The sequence below is a fragment of the Pseudomonas mucidolens genome (assembly GCF_900106045.1).
GTDB classification, from domain to species: Bacteria; Pseudomonadota; Gammaproteobacteria; order Pseudomonadales; family Pseudomonadaceae; genus Aquipseudomonas; species Aquipseudomonas mucidolens.
Genome location: NZ_LT629802.1, coordinates 4,536,467 through 4,553,149 on the forward strand (window position 1 = coordinate 4,536,467; position 16,683 = coordinate 4,553,149).

Genomic DNA, 16,683 nt, shown 5'->3' on the forward strand with positions numbered 1-16,683 from the left:
GATGCTCCTTGTTGAATTGGTTTTCAGTGCACATTCGGTAAAGCGTGATTCAGCAAATCAGGGTTCTTGAGCAGCGCCGCAGCGGTCTCGATATCCGGCGCCAACCAGCGATCCTGATCGTAGGCCGCGACCTGTTCACGCAACAGGCGCCAGGCGGTATCGGTCCCCACGCCAAACCGCTGCTGCTTGAGAAACTCGAACGCCTGGGACGCCAGCAGGTACTCGATGGCGAGGATCCGGGTGACGTTTTCCAGCACCGCGTGCAGTTTCAATGCGGCGTTGGTGCCCATGCTCAGGTGGTCTTCCTGCAGGCCCGAGGTGACGAAGTTGTCGAGTACCGCCGGTTGCGCCAGTTGACGGTTCTGCCCGCACAGGGAAGCGGCGACATACTGCACAATCATCATTCCCGAGTTGACCCCGGGATTGCTCACCAGGAACGCCGGCAGGCCGCTGACATGTGGATTGATCAGGCGATCCAGACGGCGCTCGGCGATGGAGCCGATTTCCGCCATCGCGATGGCCAACATATCCGCCGCCAGGGCCACGAACTGCCCGTGAGGATTGGCCTGTGACACCACGCGGTAGTTGTCCGGCGTGCCCAACAGCAAGGGATTGTCGGTGGCAGCGTTAAGTTCGGTTTCAACCTGCCGGGTGGCGTGCTCCAACTGGTCGCGGGCGGCACCATGAACCTGGGGAATCGAACGTATGCTCAAGGCGTCCTGGGTACGAATCCCCTTGCTTGCGCCAATCACTTCACTGCCGGCCAGCAGCGCCCGCAGGTTGCTACCGACTTGCTGCATGCCGGGGTGTGGCTTGAGAGCGATGACCTGTTCATCGAACGCGTCGATCTGGCCGCGTTGCGCTTCGAAACTCATGGCCCCGATCACATCGGCCCATTGCAGCAAATGGTGGGCATCGGCCAGCGCCAGGCAGCTCAAGCCGGTCATGCAGGGCGTGCCATTGACCAGGCTCAGACCGTCCTTGGCTCCCAGTACCAATGGCTGCAAGCCTTCGGCGGCCAGCGCTTCATGAGCCGCAACGCTGCGGCCCCGATAACTGACATGGCCGACACCGAGCAGGGTAATGCCGATATGCGCCATGTGCGTCAGGTAACCCACCGACCCCTGGGACGGCACCTGCGGGGTAATGCCATGGTTGAGCAGCGCCAGCAACCCATGCACCACCTGCGGGTGCAAACCGGATTTCCCCTGGCTGTAATTGATGATCGCGGCGCAGATAATCGCGCGGGTCTGCTCGTTACTCAGTGGCGCCCCCACACCGCAGGCGTGACTGAGCAGGGTGTTGCGCGACAATTGGCTCAGTTGCTCACCCTTGAGCGAAACGTTGCACAAGGCGCCCAAACCGGTGTTGACGCCATAGGCGCGCTCGCCGCTGGCGACGATGCGTTGCACGATGGCCTGGGCATTGTCGATGCGGGCCCAGGCCTGGCCCGACAGTTCGAGCAGCGCGCCGTGACGAGCTACGGCGACCACGTCCGGCCAACGCAGCGGGGCATCGGCGATGATGATTTTTTCAGCCTGGGACATCTTCATACCTTCCTGAATTTTTGTGCAGCTTTGCCGGCCCTTTCGCGAGCAAGCCCGCTCCCACCTTTTGCAAGCATTCCCCTGTGGGAGCGGGCTTGCTCGCGAAAGAGCAGCCGCCGCGCCACAGTTTTCGAATCAGACCACCGCCGCCCGCCGCTGAACAAAGCGGTCCACGTACTCATCCGCTGGCGAATGCAGGATCTCGCGCGGGGTGCCGACCTGGATCAACTTGCCGTCCTTGAGGATTGCAATGCGGTTGCCGATGCGCACCGCTTCGTCGAGGTCGTGAGTGATGAAAACAATGGTTTTGTGCAGGGTCTTCTGCAGTTCCAGCAACTGGTCCTGCATCTCCGCGCGGATCAGCGGATCGAGGGCGCTGAAGGCCTCGTCCATCAGAATAATATCGGTGTCGGCCGCCAGGGCGCGGGCCAGGCCGACACGTTGACGCATGCCGCCGGACAACTGGTGCGGATACTTGTTTTCGTAGCCTTTCAGCCCCACGGTTTCGATCCAGTGCAACGCGCGCTCGGCACACACCTGCTTGCTTTCGCCGCGCACTTTCAGACCGTAGGCGACGTTATCCAGCACGCTCTTGTGGGGCAGCAGGCCGAAGCTCTGGAACACCATGCTGATCTTGTGCCGCCGGAATTGGCGCAGGGCTTCCATGTCCAGTTGCAGGATGTCTTCGCCGTCCACCAGGATCGCGCCGCTGGTAGGGTCGATCAGGCGGTTGAAGTGGCGCACCAGGGTCGACTTGCCGGAGCCGGACAGCCCCATGATCACGAAGATCTCGCCGGTGCCTACGTTCAGTGACAGGTCATTCACGCCGACTACACAACCGGTCTCGGCCAATACCTGATCCTTGGTCTTGCCCTGGCCGATAAGCGCCAGCGCCTCCTTGGAGCGGGAACCGAAAATCTTGAATACGTTTTTCACTTCGATTTTGCTGACAGTAGTCATTTGCTCGCCTCATGCCGTGGACGACCGTAGGCCTGGGTAATGCGGTCGATGACCACGGCGAGAATCACAATCGCCAGGCCGGCTTCAAGGCCCCGGCCGACGTTGAGGGTCTGGATGCCGACGAGAACGTCTTCCCCCAGGCCACGGGCACCGATCATCGAGGCGATGACCACCATCGACAGCGCCATCATGGTGGTCTGGTTGATCCCGGCCATGATGCTCGGCAGGGCCAGCGGCAGTTGCACGCCGAACAGCTGCTGCCAGCGGTTGGCGCCGAATGCGTTGATCGCTTCCATCACTTCGCCGTCGACCTGACGAATCCCCAGGTCGGTCAGGCGTATCAGCGGTGGCGCGGCGTAAATCACCGTGGCGAAAATCGCCGGCACCTTGCCCAGGCCGAACAGCATCAGCACCGGAATCAGGTACACGAAGCTGGGCATGGTTTGCATGATGTCCAGCAACGGCATCAGCACCGAACGCAGGCGGTTGCTGCGCGCCGACAGAATGCCCAGCGGAATGCCGATCAGCACCGAGATCACGGTAGCAACCAGCATCAACGCCAGGGTCTGCATCAGTTTGTCCCACAGCCCCACCGCTCCCACCAGGAACAACAGGCCGACGATGACCGCCGTGGTCACGACTTTGCGCGTGGCGTGCCAGGCAATACCGCCGACAATCGCCAGCATCAACCACCAGGGCGCCATGCGCAGCATCCCCTCAAGGTTGACGATGGCCCACAGCAGGGTGTCGGAGATATGCCGGAACACATCCCCGTAGTTGGTCACCAGTGAGTCCACCCAAGCGTTGACCCAGTCGGCAGTGGAAAACGTAAAGTTTTCAGGAAACATAGCGTGCTCTCGATCCAGTGAATTGTGGCCGGGTCCCGGCTACCGTTCAGGGTAGCCGGGGGCACTCGACCTACAAGGCCGCGTCGATTTTCCGGGCTGCGTCTTCGCTCACCCACGCGTGCCAGACTTCAGGGTGTTGCTTGAGAAAAATCTTCGCCAGTTTGGGTGATTCGATACGTTCCTTGCTCATGCGCGCCAGGTTCTGGTTGAGCAGGTCGATGGGCAGGTTGACCTTCTCCAGCACCGCGACCAGTTCCGGGGCTTGCTCGTGGAAGACCTTGGACAGGCCGATCTTGATGGTCACGCGCTTATCCACGCCGGGTTTTTCTTCCAGCTTCACCAGGTCCACCTGGCCCATCAGCGGTGTCGGCGTCCAGTAATAAAACAGGATCGGCTCGCCACGCTTGTAGCTGGACAGCACGGCGGCATCCAGCGCCGGGCCGGTGCCTGGGCGGAAGTTGGTGTAGGAACTTTCCAAGCCGTAGCTCTTGAGCATTTCGCTGTTGTCCAGCTCGCAGGTCCAGCCGGCGGGACAATTGTAGAAACGGCCCTTGGACGGTTCTTCCTGATCCTTGAACACAGCGGAGTATTGGCCCAGATCAGCAATGTTTTTCAGACCCGGCGCCTTGGCCTCAAGCTTGCGCTTGGGGTCACCTTCGATCACATAGCGCGGCACGTACCAGCCCTCGACGGCACCCACCACAGGCGCGCCGACCCCGACGACTTTGCCGGCCTTCTCGGCCTTGTTCCACACTTCGCTGCGGCCTACCCATTCTTCGGCGAAGATCTGGATGTCGTTGCTGCCCAGAGCGTTTTCCATGGTGATGGAATTGCCCGGCAGGCTATCGGTCTTGCAGTCGTAGCCTTTTTCCAGGACCACTTGCAGCACATCGGTCAGCAACATGCCGCTTTCCCAGTTCAGGCCGGCGAACTTCACCGGTTTACCCGACTCGCACCAGCCGGCTGCCTGGGTGGCGCCAGCGCTTGCCAGCCAGCCTGCGGCGAACAGCGTGGTCAGCAGGGTCTTATACATTTTCATTGTGTGACGCTCCCAATCATGAAATGGATTACGGCAGTTAAAAGGCATCCTGCCTTGTCCACGTCCCATCAGACTTGTACAACGCGCCTGTTTGTCGATTGTTCGGGTATTGCCTGTAGGAGCGAGCTGGCTCGCGAAAACCGTATAAGCGCCGCAGGTATCCTGCAAGCCTGCGTCATCGTTAATGATCTTCGCGAGCACGCTCGCTCCTACGGTGCAGGCGTCAGCCTTTGATCATCGGCAGGTTCAGACCCTGCTCTTTGGCGCAATCAATGGCGATCTGGTACCCGGCATCGGCGTGACGCATGACGCCGGTGGCCGGATCGTTGTGCAGCACGCGGGCAATGCGCTCGGCCGCTTCGTCGGTCCCGTCGCAGACGATCACCATTCCCGAATGTTGGGAGAAACCCATGCCGACGCCACCACCGTGGTGCAACGAGACCCAGGTCGCGCCGCTGGCGGTGTTGAGCAAGGCGTTGAGCAGTGGCCAATCGGACACGGCGTCGGAGCCGTCCTGCATGGATTCGGTTTCACGGTTCGGGCTGGAGACCGAGCCCGAGTCCAGGTGGTCACGCCCGATCACCACCGGCGCCGACAACTCGCCGCTGCGCACCATTTCGTTGAACGCCAGACCGAGCTTGGCGCGCTGGCCCAGGCCAACCCAGCAGATACGCGCCGGCAGCCCCTGAAAGCTGATGCGCTCGCGGGCCATGTCCAGCCAGTTGTGCAGGTGGGCGTCGTCGGGGATCAGCGCTTTTACTTTGGCGTCGGTTTTGTAGATGTCTTGCGGATCGCCCGACAGCGCGGCCCAGCGGAACGGACCAATGCCACGGCAGAACAGTGGGCGGATGTAGGCCGGTACAAAGCCTGGGAAGTCGAATGCGTTTTCCACGCCTTCTTCCTGGGCCATCTGGCGGATGTTGTTGCCATAGTCGAAGGTCGGGATGCCCTGTTTCTGGAACGCGAGCATCGCTTTGACGTGCACGGCCATCGACTGCTTGGCGGCCTTTATCACGGCAGCCGGTTCGGTCTTGGCGCGCGCACGGTACTCGTCCCAGGTCCAGCCGGCCGGCAGGTAGCCATTGAGCGGGTCGTGGGCGCTGGTCTGGTCGGTGACCATGTCCGGACGCACGCCGCGCTTGACCAGTTCCGGCAGGATTTCAGCGGCGTTACCCAGCAGCGCAATGGAAATCGCCTTGCCTTCCTGGGTGTATTTAGCGATGCGCGCCAGTGCGTCGTCGAGGTCTGTGGCTTGCTCATCGACATAACGGCTGTTCAAGCGAAAATCGATACTGACCTGCTGGCACTCAATGTTCAGCGAGCAGGCGCCAGCCAGGGTGGCGGCCAGCGGTTGAGCGCCGCCCATACCGCCCAAGCCTGCGGTCAGCACCCAACGGCCTTTCAGATCACTGTTGTAATGCTGGCGGCCGGCTTCGACGAAGGTCTCGTAAGTGCCCTGGACGATGCCCTGGCTGCCGATGTAGATCCAGCTGCCAGCGGTCATCTGGCCGTACATCGCCAGGCCCTTGGCATCCAGTTCGTTGAAGTGTTCCCAACTGGCCCAATGCGGCACCAGGTTCGAGTTGGCGATCAGCACGCGGGGCGCGTTGCTGTGGGTCTTGAATACGCCCACCGGTTTGCCGGATTGCACCAGCAGGGTTTCGTCGTCGTTGAGGTGGGTGAGGCTTTCGACGATCTGGTCGTAGCATTCCCAGTTGCGTGCGGCGCGGCCGATACCACCGTACACCACCAGTTCTTTCGGGTTTTCGGCCACTTGTGGGTCGAGGTTGTTCATCAGCATGCGCAGCGGCGCTTCAGTCAGCCAGCTTTTGGCGGTGAGCGTGTTACCGCGGGCGGCACGGATTTCGACGTCACGGTATTTCGTAGGCTTGGCTTTGAAAGAATCAGTCACAACAAGAACTCCTCAGCGATCGATGCGCGAACATGATTGGTGCGAAGAGGACTCTTACGCACACATCTCTACTTGTACATACAAGCATATGCAATCAAACGGCCAACTTGAGCGGTACGTGACCAAAATTTTTTTTGGAGGTGTTCACAAGCCTTGGAAATCAAGGCGTCGAGGCTTTATGAAATTTCTTACAGAGATGATTTACACAGCTGGAGGATTGTTACAACGGCAGGGCATCGCGCCATGCTGGGGCATTCGGTAACAAATTGGTGCGGGGCTGGAAACAGATTTTGCAGCCTATGCATAACTAATGTGGGAGCTGGCTTGCCTGCTCCCACATGTTTTAATCGCGTGCAGTCAGCTCGATCAGGCAGCAGCGACCAGTCACGCTGATATCCAGCAATCCACTGTTACCGTCCACCTGCAAACAGTCATGATGCCCGAGTACCTCGTCCAGCACCTTCACCTCATCGGCCACACTGAACACCAGCACGGTGTGCGCGGTACTGAAAAAGCGTTGCACTCCATCTACCCACTGCAAGCGCGCGTGGTAACGCTGGGGTGAATAGATCAGGTTGAAGTCGCGAATCGGCCCGCCGATCAACCGGCAGGAGACCTGACTTTCGCCTTTGAACGCAAAGGGCTGCAGCGGTAACAAACCGCGCTGTTCCTCGCCATCCACCGTCAGCACCATGCCCGCGCCCTGGATCACGGTGATCACCCGCTGGTAACCGGCGAACGTGGAAAAGCCACCCGACTCGGCGATATCGGCAATCGACAGACGCCAGCCGAATCCATCCAGACCATCGCCTGCATCGCGGCTGATTTCTTCAGTGCTGCCACCGCCGTTTTTCCACGGCATGCGCACGTAATCCGCTGCACGCCAGACTTTCACTGCACTCATTTGCTGAAACGTCCCTCCAGGCTATGACGCGAACCGGGGTGGATCAAACGCGCCGCGGTGACCGGCTGACGACCGGACCAGGTGCGACGGCGAATCAACAGGCACGGCTCGCTGGGCTCGATCTGCAACAGCGTGCACTCCTCGGCGTCGGCCAGGATCGCTTCCACCACGTGCTCGCCTTCGGTCAGCGGCGCCACCTGATTGAGATAGGCGTAGGGCGTTTGCTGGGTGAAATCCTGGTGCAGGTATTCCGGCGCCACCAGGGCGTTGACGAAACGGTCTTCGATTTGCACCGGGATATCGTTTTCGTAATGCACGATCAGCGAGTGAAACACCCGCCCGCCTTCACGCATTTCCAAAGCCACGGCGCGCTCGGAGCCGGCGGCTTCCTCGCCCAACGTAATGACTTTGCAGGTATGACGGTGCCCACGGGCAGCGATCTCATCGGCAATATTGTGGACTTCAAACAGTGCCGACTGGCTCTTCGGCTCGGCGACAAACGTGCCCACGCCTTGCATGCGTACCAGCAAGCCTTCCGCGGTCAGCTCACGCAGGGCGCGATTGATGGTCATGCGGCTGAAGCCCAACTGGCTGACCAGTTCGCTTTCCGAGGGAACGCGATAATGCGGCGGCCAGTTGCCGTTAAGGATTTGCTGGCTGATCATCTGTTTGACGCGGGCATACAAGGGCGCCGGACTTTCGTCCATGTGGGCAGCCAGCATCGAGTTGGCGGGCGGAGTCGGCACGGGGAATCCTTGTCGGTGAAAAAGAAGCATAGCTTGCCGGAGTTTACCGAGCAGACAAACGTCTGTATATGTATATACAAATAAACACACGACCGGGGTGCCTGAATCATGTCCGCTTTCTTTGCCGAACGCGCGCTGCTGCCTAATGGATGGGCCAATGATGTACGTCTTGAAGTCAGTGCCGAAGGCCTGCTGACAAAGGTCGAGGCCAATGCCGCCGCAGACGCTGCCGAACGGCTCAGGGGCCCGCTGTTGCCAGGCACGCCGAACCTGCACTCCCATGCGTTCCAGCGGGCGATGGCGGGCCTGGCGGAAGTCGCCGGCAATCCCAATGACAGCTTCTGGACCTGGCGTGACTTGATGTATCGGATGGTCGGCCAGATCAGCCCCGGGCAACTGCAGATCATCGCCCGTCAGCTGTATATCGAAATGCTCAAGGCCGGCTACACCTCGGTGGCCGAGTTTCACTACGTACACCACGACCTCAGCGGTCAGCCTTACGCCGACCCTACGGAGTTGTCACGCCAGATCAGCCAGGCGGCCGCCAGCAGCGGTATCGGCCTGACCTTGCTGCCTGTGTTGTACAGTCACTCGGGCTTTGGCGGCCAGGCACCGAATGAAGGCCAGCGTCGTTTTATCAACAGCAGCGACAACTACCTGGACCTGCAAGCACGCCTGCAACCGATCCTCGCAGCGCACCCCGCGCAACAGCTGGGCCTGTGCTTCCACTCATTGCGCGCTGTCACGCCGCAGCAGATCAGTGAGGTGCTGGCCGCCAGTGACCAGGCCTGTCCGGTGCATATCCACATCGCCGAACAACAGAAGGAAGTCGACGATTGCCTGGCCTGGAGCGGCAAGCGTCCGTTGCAATGGCTGTATGACAATGTCGCCGTCGATCAACGCTGGTGCCTGGTCCACGCCACTCACGCCAACGCCGAAGAAGTCACGCGAATGGCCAGGAGCCGGGCAATTGCCGGCCTGTGCCTGACCACGGAAGCCAACCTGGGCGACGGGATTTTTCCGGCGGTGGACTTTCTGGCCCAGGGCGGGCGCATGGGGATTGGTTCCGACAGCCATGTTTCATTGAGCGTGGTGGAAGAGTTGCGTTGGCTGGAATATGGCCAGCGCCTGCGGGATCAGCGGCGCAACCGGCTGTATCGCAGCGATCAGCCGATGATTGGCCGTACGTTGTTCGATGCGGCGCTGGACGGCGGCGCCCAGGCATTGGGACAACCGATTGGACGCCTCGAAGTGGGCAAGCGCGCCGATTGGCTAGTGCTGGACGGCAACGATCCGTATCTGGCGACTGCGCGTGAAGACGCGATTCTCAATCGCTGGCTGTTCGCCGGCGGCGATCGTCAGGTACGCGACGTAATGGTCAACGGGCAATGGGTGATACGTGACGGGCATCATGCCGGCGAGGAACAGAGCAGCCGGGCGTTTACGCAAGTCCTGCGGGAATTGCTGGGCTAGCCTAATGCCGTTCAGCTAACCAAATAATGTCCACTGACTGTAGGAGCGAGCTTGCTCGCGAAGAACTCATAGGCGCCGCGTTTATTCAGGAAACACGCGTTATCGTTGAGGTTTTTCGCGAGCAAGCTCGCTCCTACAAAAACCGCAGCAGGCTCACCCCTCATCATGGGGAGCGGTATCCAGATTCTCTCAGTGCGAGGTCTTTGCCATTTGCTTGTCCGACGTGCGCCAGATCAAACGGGTGGTGTCGTAACCCTGTTGCCGTGCCCTGCTCAACAGGTCTTCGCGGGTATCGGTGCTGACCGTCGGCGTGCGGGACAGGAGCCACATGTAACGCCGGCTCGGACTGCCGACGATGGCGGTCTTGTAGTCGTCGCTGACGTACAACACCCAGTAATCACCCTTGGTGATACCCGGCAACAGCGCGGTGAACCAGTTATTGAATTCGACCCACAGCTTGTCGGTCTTGCCAGGGACTTGCGGCGTGGCCGTGCCCTTGGCTTCTTCCCATTGCCACTCAGCGGTCAGGCAGCGATTGAACACCGACATATCACCGTCGGGCAACAGCGAGTAACGGGCTTCGGACTGCGCGCAATTGCGCTGGAAGTACATCGGCAAACGAGCCAACTCATACCAGGTGCCCTGGTAACGCTTGAGGTCAACGTGGTCGACCGTCTTGGGTTGCAGATCATCGCCAGAATGGCTGGCGCAGCCCGCCAAAAACAGGCTGGCGCAAAGGCATAAAACAAAACGCATCATGTTCTTCTTCTCCCGCAGGCTTTCGCCCCGGTTTACTTCAGGCCTTGCCCGGAAAACATCAGAACTTTGTCACCGGCGTACTGCACGCTGATAAAGCTGGTTTTATCGCCCCACGTGCAGCTGGACATGCCCAGTGCACCGGAACAATCAGTCGGCTTACCCAACAGCGATTCCACCTCGGCCTTGGGCATTCCCGCCGACAGTTTTTGGTAATTTTCTTGAGTGACCTTGCTGCATGCGGCCAGCAAGACGCAAAAACACAAGAGAGCGAGACGGCGTAACGACATGGAAAAGCTCCTGAAGGACAAGCAGCAGTGGGGATCTGCCAGAAGCTTAGAAGGGAAAAGGGGTGTCTGGTTCCCGATGGGCAGCGGTATTTCTTTTTTCTACGGGGCGGCTCTTTTCAACAAAACTTCTAACCTACACATCGCCGCCTTTCGTCGGACCGTTAAAGTGAACAAACGTGTTCACCGAAATGGACAAGGACGAAGCTCAATGCGCTTTCAGGTTGTGATACTTCAATCCGCAAAAAACCACCTCAAAGACATTAACGCCTACATCCCCCGAGGGTTTTCAGCCGCGACCTGACAACACACCTACGAGGCCCTGCAACAGGCTATGCGCCACCCGGAAAGCCAATCTTATGCAGGTCCTATACCGGAAGAAATCGAGAAACTGAACCTGAGCCAGTACCGGCAAATCGTCAGCGGAATGAATCGGGTTATCTACGAAATCCGAGGGAAAACTATCTACCTCTACATCATTGCCGACCTACGCAGAAGTCTGCAGGCGCTACGACTCAAAAACCTCATCCAATAAAAAACCCCGAAACGCGGAGAGCACTTCGGGGCTTTTTTCTTAGCGCAAGGTATCAGGCCTTGTGATAACCCGTCACACGCTCGACTTCTTCCTTGGAACCGAGGAATACCGCCACGCGCTGGTGCAGGCCTTCGGGCTGGATGTCGAGGATGCGCTGGTGGCCGTCAGTTGAAGCACCGCCCGCCTGCTCTACCAGGAACGACATCGGGTTGGCTTCGTACATCAGGCGCAGCTTGCCCGGCTTGGAAGGCTCGCGGCTGTCGCGTGGGTACATGAACAAACCGCCACGGGTCAGGATGCGGTGTACGTCGGCAACCATCGCCGCGACCCAGCGCATGTTGAAGTTCTTCTTCAACGGGCCTTCCTCGCCGGCCATCAACTCGCCCACGTAGCGGGTGACGGGTTCTTCCCAGTGACGCTGGTTGGACATGTTGATCGCAAATTCCTGGGTCGACGCAGGAATCGAGATGTCTTCGTGGGTCAACACGAAGCTGCCCATTTCACGGTCCAGGGTAAAGCCCTTGACGCCATCACCCAGCGTCAGCACCAACATGGTCTGCGGGCCGTAGATCGCGTAACCGGCGGCGACCTGCTTGGTGCCAGGCTGCAGGAAGGCCTTTTCGTCCAAGGCTTCGTTCTGGCTCAGGTATTCGTTCGGGCAACGCAGCACCGAGAAGATCGTACCGACCGGCGCGTTGATATCGATGTTCGACGAACCGTCCAGTGGGTCGAATACCAACAGATAGGCGCCTTTCGGATACTTGCCCGGAATCTGGTAGGCATTGTCCATTTCTTCGGACGCCATACCGGCCAGGTGACCGCCCCACTCATTGGCCTCGAGCAGGATTTCGTTGGAAATCACGTCGAGCTTCTTCTGCACTTCGCCTTGTACGTTTTCTGTGCCCATGCTGCCCAGCACACCACCCAGCGCGCCCTTGGATACGGCGTGGCTGATTTCCTTGCAAGCACGCGCCACCACTTCGATAAGGAAGCGCAGATCGGCAGGGGTGTTGTTGCTGCGGGTCTGCTCAATCAAATAGCGACTCAGAGTAACGCGGGACATGGAAGGCTCCGGAGAATGGGGGGGGGCTGAAAACCCGCGCAGTTTAGCGCGAGTCGGGGTGTATTTCCTCCTATCAGACGAGATAACCCTGACAGAGTTCATGCAGGGCTCTGCCTCAAGGCGTGGACGGCGGCTTTCGCAACAAGCTGTAGGCCATCGCCCCAAGTGCCGCCACGCCCAACAGCAACACAGCCCACAAGCCGACGCGCTTCCAATCCACGGCCCGCGCATCTGGCGGCGGGGACGGGTCGAGTAGCCACTCGCCGTCCACCTTGGCCTGGCCCAGATCCTTGAGGCGTCTGGCGTTGTAGTCGGGAATCAGTGTCGCCAGCGGCAAGTTCGCCGGCCTGACCGACGCGTTGCCCACCGCCAGGGTGAAGGGCGGTTCGCCCCGCGCCAGGAAGATCAATTGTGTGGCGCGTACCGCAAACCTGAGCGTCGGCGTATCAGGTCCCAGGCCACCGCCCCGCTCGTCTATCTCGAGCTTGAAGTGTTGGACCGCCTGACCCGACAAGGGCAACTCATCGCGCACCACTTGTTGTCCATCCTGCGTCAGCCGGTAAAGCAGGCCACTGCTCAACGGGCGCCACGGCTGAGCGGGCTCTCGACGCCCATAGAGTGTCACGGGCGCCAGACTATTGGGCTGGCGCAACTCGATACGCAACCTTTCCACACTCAGCGTGGCGGGCAACTGCCAGCTGTATTCGCCCGTCTTGAGCCGGCTACCGGCCAACGGCTGCGACCACACCAACGGCAATGGCAGGGCATTTGCGCCTTGCACATGGGCGGCCGTCAGCAGCGGCGCGGCCTGCCCTTTCCACATCAGGCGCAGGTAGCGGGCCGACTGGCCGGGCAACGCAACGTCGTGCTGCTCGACGCGTTCGTCGGCAAACGCCAGACGCGCCACCTGCCCTTCCCCCCAGGAGCGCCAATGCTGCAAATCATCACTGGCTTCAATGCTGAACCGCTGGAAACCGTCGCGCTCGCTGACCCAGTCGAGGACCAATTGCTGCAAGGGTGCCTTGATCGCACTGGCGTCCAGCAGCCAGCCACGGCGCACGGCATCGCCCGCCGCCAACGGCGTCGAAGGTTGCACCTGTACCAACGTGCCAGTGGCGCTCGACTGTACTCGCACGCCGGGCGTCGCCTCGTTGGCGTCGGCATCGGCGTACAACGGGAACCACTTCACCGCCGTGAGTGCGTGGTTTTCGTTACGTTGTGCCGACTCCTGCGCCAGCGCGTAAGCCTGGGGTTCGCCAGCGGCATTAAATACGCGCACATCGCCGAGATTCGCCTGACGGGCGCTCAACTGCGCGGCCAGCGGCAACTCCAGGCGATACCACGGACCTTCACCGCTGAGCGTCAGCGGCACTTGGGTAGCGAAGTCGGCGGGGACTTCCTGGCCCCACGCGGATAGCGCCGTACACAGCCCCACTACAGCGACGCTCAACTTGCCGATCAAGAGGATGCTCCTTGGTTTTCAGTGACAGGTTCGGCGCGCTTAGGTGGCAGCGGGGCAAAATACCCCACCACCAGCAGAAGCCCACCGACCCCGATAAACGACACGATGCGCGCCAATCCGCCATGGTTGCTCAGTTCGACGAAGAACAACTTGGCGACCACCACGGCAATCAATGCCGCGCCGATCAACCAGACTTCGCGGCGGTGACGCAGATGGCCACCGATCATCAGGCTCAGGGCAATCAGAGTCCAGACAATCGACAGTCCCGCCTGAACCAGCATCGACTCCAACAACGCCTCCAGATGGAACGGCACGCCGCCCCAATGGTGCGCGGTGCGCATCACCAGCGCAGTGAAGAAGACGAACAGCGAGATGCCCGCAATCCCTTGGGCCGCCCATTCAGCACGACGCCCCTTTTGCGGCGCCGCGCTGCGGGACCACAGGTACACCCCCAGCAGCGCAAACAACAGGCCAAGGTCCAACGGGCTGAGCAATGGTACATACGGCAATGGCGCGGCAGTCCCGTCACTGAAAAGGTTGGCGAGCCAGAACCAGACCAGCATCAACACTGCCAACGGCAGCGCCGCCAGCACCCGGTACTCTCGCGGATAAGCCGACACCGGCCATGGCCAATGACGCGGCAAAGCGGCCAGCACCAGATACAGACTCGGCAGCACCGCCCAACCCAGCCAACGCCAGGCGTTGTACTGCACCGACAACCGCAACAGGCCATAACGCAACTCCAGCGCCAGCACGCCGACCAGCATCCAGCAGCCCAGCACATGCGCAATACTCAGGGCCTTTTGCGGCACCTGCTCCGCCAAACACCGCAGGGAGATGAAATGCACGCCGAACACCGCCGCCCAAGCCAGCCAACCGAGCTTCGCCGCCGGGTGGTAATAGCTGTGCAAGGACACCAGCAGCACCATCACGGCCGCCGGCATCAGCAACAGGCACAGCATTCCCAGCGCTGCCCAGCGCAGACGCCAGGCCAGCACTGTCCAGATCGCGGCACTCATGGCGGCGGCAGCCAACAGGCAAGTTGCCTGCAACTGTGGCGGCATGAAACGCAGCACTTCACTGGTCAGCGCCAACGCCCACCAGGCGCCACCCCACACCAGCAGCAGATCGGATAGACGCTGCAACCCGAGCCCGGCAAAACTTGGCGATGGCGTGCCGTGCTGCAAACGCCACGCGCCCAACAGCGCGACCATCCCGACGATCATCGGCGCCCAGAAACCTTTATGAGCAAACGCCGGCAATGCATCGCCGCTCCATGGCGCCCACAGCAGCAACGCGCCGCCTAGCAATTGCACGCCAAGCGCCGTGAAAACAAACGTACGCGAAGTGATGTGCAAGCCAACAAACAGGCTCGCCACGCCCGCCAACGCCCAACCGATAGCGGTGCCGTGACTCGACCACAGCAACGGTGCGAGTACGTACAAAAAGCTCAGCCCCAGACAGGCCAGTACCGGTAGAACGTGACGCTCCCAACCCGCCGCCTGCTCGCCGGACGCCTTGCGCAGTTGATGGAAGCTGAACAGCAGCGCCACACCGAGCAGCAACGCTCCCAGCGGCGCACCCTCCAATAGCCTGTCTTCACCCGCACCCAACTCGCTGAGAAAGGCCAATGCCGAGCCAAGTTGCAACAGCAAGCCAAACATCCGCGCCATCAACCGCTGTTGGCGCAAGCCAAGCCAGAAGATACCCGCGCCCTCCACCGCCCAGGCCGCCGCCGTCCAACGGGCATCAAGCCCCAACGGAATCGCCAGGCTGGCGAAGATCACGCCCAGCGCCAGGCACGTCTGCGCCAGCAGCACGGTGCGCCCTGCGCTGAACATACGTGCCAATCCCATATAGATCACGCCCAGCACCAATGCGCTGAAAGCGGCCGCAAACTCCAGGTGCTGGACCAGGCTGAACTGCACGCCAAACGCCACGATCGGCGGGCCGAACAGCAGACTGCCATCGACATAATCACCCTTGGCCGCCGACCAGCGCAGCAGTGCGCCGCGGCTATCGTCTGGCGGGGCATCGCTGATGTCCAGCAACTTGCGCCGGGCGAACAACAGGCCGATGGCCAGGTACATCAGGAAAAACAGGATCAGGAACGGCTCGGTACTCCAGAGCAGTTCCGGCGTGTAGGAGCGAATACCCCATGCGAAGCCGATACCGAAGGTGCCGACAAAACCGATTACATTCAGCAGGCGCCAGGCCTTGAACCAGGCGATTGCGAGGATGCCAGCGTTGAGCAAGGCGAAATAGCTGAACAGCGCCACATGGCTGCCTTCGCCGGTGGACGCCAGGATCGGCGCGGCGAACCCGCCCAGGGCCGCGGCGCAGGCCAGGCCGATGGCGTCCTGGGTGATCGCCAGAATCGCCGAGAACAGCGTCACCGCCACCAGCAGGCCGAACCCCGCAGCGGGGTCGAGCAGCGGGTGCAGACGCATGGCGGCGAATACCGTCAGGTACAACACGGCAATGCCGGTGCCTTGCAACATCAGTGCGTAATGACTGTTGCGCACGCGCAGCCACCATCCCAGGCCCAGCAAACCCAGGGCACAGGCAGCGACACCGAGGTAACGCAATTCGATAGGCACGACCATGCCTTCGGTGGCGTAGCGCAGCAAAAACGCCAGACCGAGGAACAGCAGCACCACGCCGACCCGCAATACGGTGTTGCCGCCCAGCAGCCAGTTGCGCGCACCCTGGATGGCGCGTTCGATCAAATTCGGGCCACGGGGCGTTTCGGGTTCAGCGGCGGGCACAGCAGCGGCGGGTTTCCAAAGGTCGTCCGGCAGCGGTTGACTGGGTTCGGGGGAATAGGTCGGTTGCAGTTCGGCGGGCAGTTCCCAGACCAACTCAGGCGCGGCCACGGGCTCAACAATGGACGGTTCGACCTGAGGCTGTTTTTCCAGAATCGCGAGGCGTTGCTCCAGCGCCTGCAAGGCGCTGCCCAGGTTCGACAGTCGAACTGCCTGGCCAATCACCAACCCCAGTAGTGCGCCGACGCCTGCGTCACTGAACGATTCATCCAGCGCCCAGCCGAGCACCAGGCCAATCAGCATGAACATCCATTGCATGGTCCAAATCCCTAGGAAAACCAAAGCCTAGTATATCGACGCGTAACCAATGTGGGAGCGGCGGTGCG

The 16,683-nt window shown here is 60.8% G+C and carries 13 protein-coding genes and 1 pseudogene; 2 read left to right on the forward strand and 12 right to left on the reverse strand.

Translation table 11 applies throughout. The features are described 5' to 3' along the window. Positions 1 to 23 precede the first annotated feature (23 nt). From BLU75_RS20850 to hutC, 7 genes are all read right to left on the reverse strand, one after another. A complete protein-coding gene (locus BLU75_RS20850) occupies positions 24 to 1,547 on the reverse strand; it encodes an HAL/PAL/TAL family ammonia-lyase (protein WP_084379874.1) in 1,524 nt (507 codons plus the stop codon). 135 nt (positions 1,548 to 1,682) lie between these two features. Continuing rightward, entirely contained in the window at positions 1,683 to 2,507 is an 825-nt protein-coding gene (locus BLU75_RS20855) for a quaternary amine ABC transporter ATP-binding protein (RefSeq protein WP_084379875.1), read from the reverse strand. Further along, on the reverse strand, positions 2,504 to 3,355 hold the full coding sequence (locus BLU75_RS20860; RefSeq protein ID WP_084379876.1) for an ABC transporter permease: 852 nt from the start codon (positions 3,353 to 3,355) through the stop codon (positions 2,504 to 2,506). Before BLU75_RS20860 ends, BLU75_RS20855 begins: the two co-directional genes overlap by 4 nt. A gap of 70 nt (positions 3,356 to 3,425) precedes the next feature. Continuing rightward, positions 3,426 to 4,394 (reverse strand): ABC transporter substrate-binding protein, encoded by a 969-nt coding sequence (locus BLU75_RS20865; RefSeq protein ID WP_084379877.1) that lies wholly within the window; start codon positions 4,392 to 4,394, stop codon positions 3,426 to 3,428. Positions 4,395 to 4,617: 223 nt separating this feature from the next. Continuing rightward, positions 4,618 to 6,306, reverse strand: a complete 1,689-nt coding sequence (gene hutU / locus BLU75_RS20870) for a urocanate hydratase (protein WP_084379878.1) — start codon at positions 6,304 to 6,306, stop codon at positions 4,618 to 4,620. 343 nt (positions 6,307 to 6,649) lie between these two features. After that, entirely contained in the window at positions 6,650 to 7,210 is a 561-nt protein-coding gene (locus BLU75_RS20875; protein ID WP_084379879.1) for a HutD/Ves family protein, read from the reverse strand. Further along, positions 7,207 to 7,932 carry a histidine utilization repressor gene (hutC, locus tag BLU75_RS20880; RefSeq protein WP_231982688.1) on the reverse strand — a complete coding sequence of 242 codons (726 nt, stop codon included), beginning with the start codon at positions 7,930 to 7,932 and terminating at the stop codon, positions 7,207 to 7,209. Before hutC ends, BLU75_RS20875 begins: the two co-directional genes overlap by 4 nt. Positions 7,933 to 8,064: 132 nt before the next feature. Here hutC and BLU75_RS20885 point away from each other — a divergent pair, with 132 nt between their 5' ends. Then, on the forward strand, positions 8,065 to 9,429 hold the full coding sequence (locus tag BLU75_RS20885; RefSeq protein ID WP_084379881.1) for a formimidoylglutamate deiminase: 1,365 nt from the start codon (positions 8,065 to 8,067) through the stop codon (positions 9,427 to 9,429). 189 nt (positions 9,430 to 9,618) lie between these two features. Here the strand turns inward: BLU75_RS20885 and BLU75_RS20890 are convergent, their stop codons facing one another. Together BLU75_RS20890 and BLU75_RS20895 are read right to left on the reverse strand one after the other, a co-directional pair. Beyond that, a complete protein-coding gene (locus BLU75_RS20890) occupies positions 9,619 to 10,188 on the reverse strand; it encodes a lipocalin family protein (RefSeq protein WP_084379882.1) in 570 nt (189 codons plus the stop codon). A 32-nt stretch (positions 10,189 to 10,220) separates the two neighbouring features. Next, positions 10,221 to 10,475, reverse strand: a complete 255-nt coding sequence (locus tag BLU75_RS20895) for a hypothetical protein (RefSeq protein WP_084379883.1) — start codon at positions 10,473 to 10,475, stop codon at positions 10,221 to 10,223. A gap of 208 nt (positions 10,476 to 10,683) precedes the next feature. Here BLU75_RS20895 and BLU75_RS20900 point away from each other — a divergent pair. Beyond that, positions 10,684 to 11,007 (forward strand): annotated as a pseudogene (locus BLU75_RS20900) (type II toxin-antitoxin system RelE/ParE family toxin). A gap of 52 nt (positions 11,008 to 11,059) precedes the next feature. Here the strand turns inward: BLU75_RS20900 and BLU75_RS20905 are convergent. The 3 genes from BLU75_RS20905 to BLU75_RS20915 all read right to left on the reverse strand — a co-directional run bounded on the left by BLU75_RS20905 (position 11,060) and on the right by BLU75_RS20915 (position 16,615). After that, positions 11,060 to 12,070: a class 1 fructose-bisphosphatase gene (locus BLU75_RS20905; protein ID WP_084379884.1), complete on the reverse strand. Its 1,011-nt coding sequence runs from the start codon at positions 12,068 to 12,070 to the stop codon at positions 11,060 to 11,062. Between the two features lie 115 nt (positions 12,071 to 12,185). Further along, positions 12,186 to 13,529, reverse strand: coding sequence for a DUF3999 domain-containing protein (locus tag BLU75_RS20910; protein WP_084379901.1), 1,344 nt, complete (start codon positions 13,527 to 13,529; stop codon positions 12,186 to 12,188). Then, complete coding sequence (locus tag BLU75_RS20915; protein ID WP_084379885.1) at positions 13,529 to 16,615, reverse strand: DUF2339 domain-containing protein; 3,087 nt, start codon at positions 16,613 to 16,615, stop codon at positions 13,529 to 13,531. Before BLU75_RS20915 ends, BLU75_RS20910 begins: the two co-directional genes overlap by 1 nt. Between the last annotated feature and the right edge of the window lie 68 nt (positions 16,616 to 16,683).